General features: G+C 75.3%; 2 protein-coding genes. One reads left to right on the top strand and one right to left on the bottom strand.

Annotation, left to right across the window (positions count from 1 at the left end):
• Nucleotides 1-1,039 (top strand): dihydrolipoamide acetyltransferase family protein (locus tag NWP10_RS11850; RefSeq protein WP_258301037.1); only part of this gene is annotated, 1,039 nt, incomplete at its 5' end.
• A 94-nt stretch (nt 1,040-1,133) separates the two neighbouring features.
• Here the strand turns inward: NWP10_RS11850 and NWP10_RS11855 are convergent.
• Nucleotides 1,134-1,610, bottom strand: a complete 477-nt coding sequence (locus NWP10_RS11855) for a GNAT family N-acetyltransferase (protein ID WP_248192784.1) — start codon at nt 1,608-1,610, stop codon at nt 1,134-1,136.
• Nucleotides 1,611-1,710: the final 100 nt, after the last annotated feature.

Consider the following 1,710-nt stretch of genomic DNA (forward strand, 5'->3'; position numbering starts at 1 on the left):
GGCCCCCTCCACCTCCGAGGAGGCGCCGGCCGGCGCCGCCCGCCCGCAGCCCGAGGCCGCGGAGCCGGAGCGCGCGGACGAGGCCCCCGAGGCGCAGTCGGCCTCGGGGACGTCGGGGGAGCGCCCGCGGTGCACCCCGCCGGTGCGCCTCTACGCCCGTCGCGAGGGCGTGGACCTGACCGCCGTGTCCGGCTCCGGCGTCGGCGGGGTCATCACCCGCGCGGACGTCGAGGCGTTCCTGGCCGGGGGCGGCGCGCCCGCGGCCGAGCCGACGGCGTCGGCCGCGGCCCCGGCCGAGGCCGGGACGTCCGGCGGCGTGCGCACCCTCGGCGGTCGCCCGCGCACCGAGTCCGTGCCCGTCAAGGGCGTGCGCAAGGCGACGGCGTCGGCCATGGTGGCCTCCGCCTTCACCGCCCCGCACGTGACCGAGTTCCTGCAGGTGGACGTCACCGAGACCATGGAGCTGCTGGCCGAGCTCAAGGCCTCCCGGGAGTACCGGGACGTCAAGCTCACCCCCATGACGCTCGCCGCCAAGGCGTGCCTCGTGGCCATGGAGCGCACCCCGGACGTCAACGCCCGCTGGGACGAGGCCTCCGGGGCGATCCTGCAGCAGAACTTCGTGAACCTCGGCTTCGCCGCCGCCACCCCGCGCGGGCTGATGGTGCCGAACGTCAAGGACGCCCAGGCGATGTCCCTGACCGAGCTCGCAGACGCCATCCGCGAGCTCACCGGGCGCGCCCGCGAGGGCAGGCTGTCCCCGGCGGAGCTCTCCGGCGGCACCTTCACCCTGACCAACGTCGGCGTGTTCGGCGTGGACGCCGGCACCCCGATCATCAACCCGGGGGAGGGCGCGATCATCGCGATCGGCCAGGTGCGACGGATGCCGTGGGAGCACCGCGGCGAGATCGCCCTGCGGGACGTCATGACGCTCTCGCTGTCCTTCGACCACCGCTTCGTGGACGGCGAGCAGGGCTCGCGGTTCCTCGCGGACGTCGGCGCGATCCTGCGCCGCCCGGGCCTGACGCTCACCATGGTCTGACGCCCCGGCGCCACGAGGACGGCCCCGCCTCCCGGAGAGATCCGGGGGACGGGGCCGTCGTCGTCGGCGTGCGGACCGGCGGGGCCGGGCGGGCTCACTCGGCGCCGGCGGGCAGCTCCATGACCAGCTCGGTGATGACCTCGGCGCGGGCGTTGGAGAAGACCTTCTCCTGGCCGACGGTCTCGAAGCCGCGGCGGGAGAGCACCTTGACGGAGCCGGCGTTGTCCTCGGGCACGTGCGCGCGCAGGGGGCGGCGGGTGTGCTCGCGCAGGAACGCGTCCACGGCGGCGGTGGTCAGACCGAGCCCCCAGTAGTCCTGGGCGGTCCAGAAGGAGAGCTCGCCGACGCCGTCGTGCTCGGTGCACACGATGGCGCCCACGGCGCGGCCCTCGTGCTCGATGGTGCGCACCACCGCGGTCTCGTCCGCGAGCAGGCTGCTCCAGTGGTAGTCGAACACGCCGCGGTCCCGGGGGTTGCGCGGGGCGAAGGCGGACATGAGGCTGGCCTGCTCGTCCTGCTGGTGCAGGAAGAACTCGTCCAGATCCTCGGGTCGGACGTCACGAAGGAGCACGGCGGCGGACCTCTCTTCGGCGGGGTGCGACGGCGTGCGCCGTCGTGGTTCCGGCCACGGTACCACCGGGTCCGGCGCCGTCCGCCGGTGTGCGCCCGCC

Origin of the sequence: Micrococcus sp. HG099, from assembly GCF_024723355.1 — a bacterium.
GTDB lineage: Bacteria > Actinomycetota > Actinomycetes > Actinomycetales > Micrococcaceae > Micrococcus > Micrococcus endophyticus.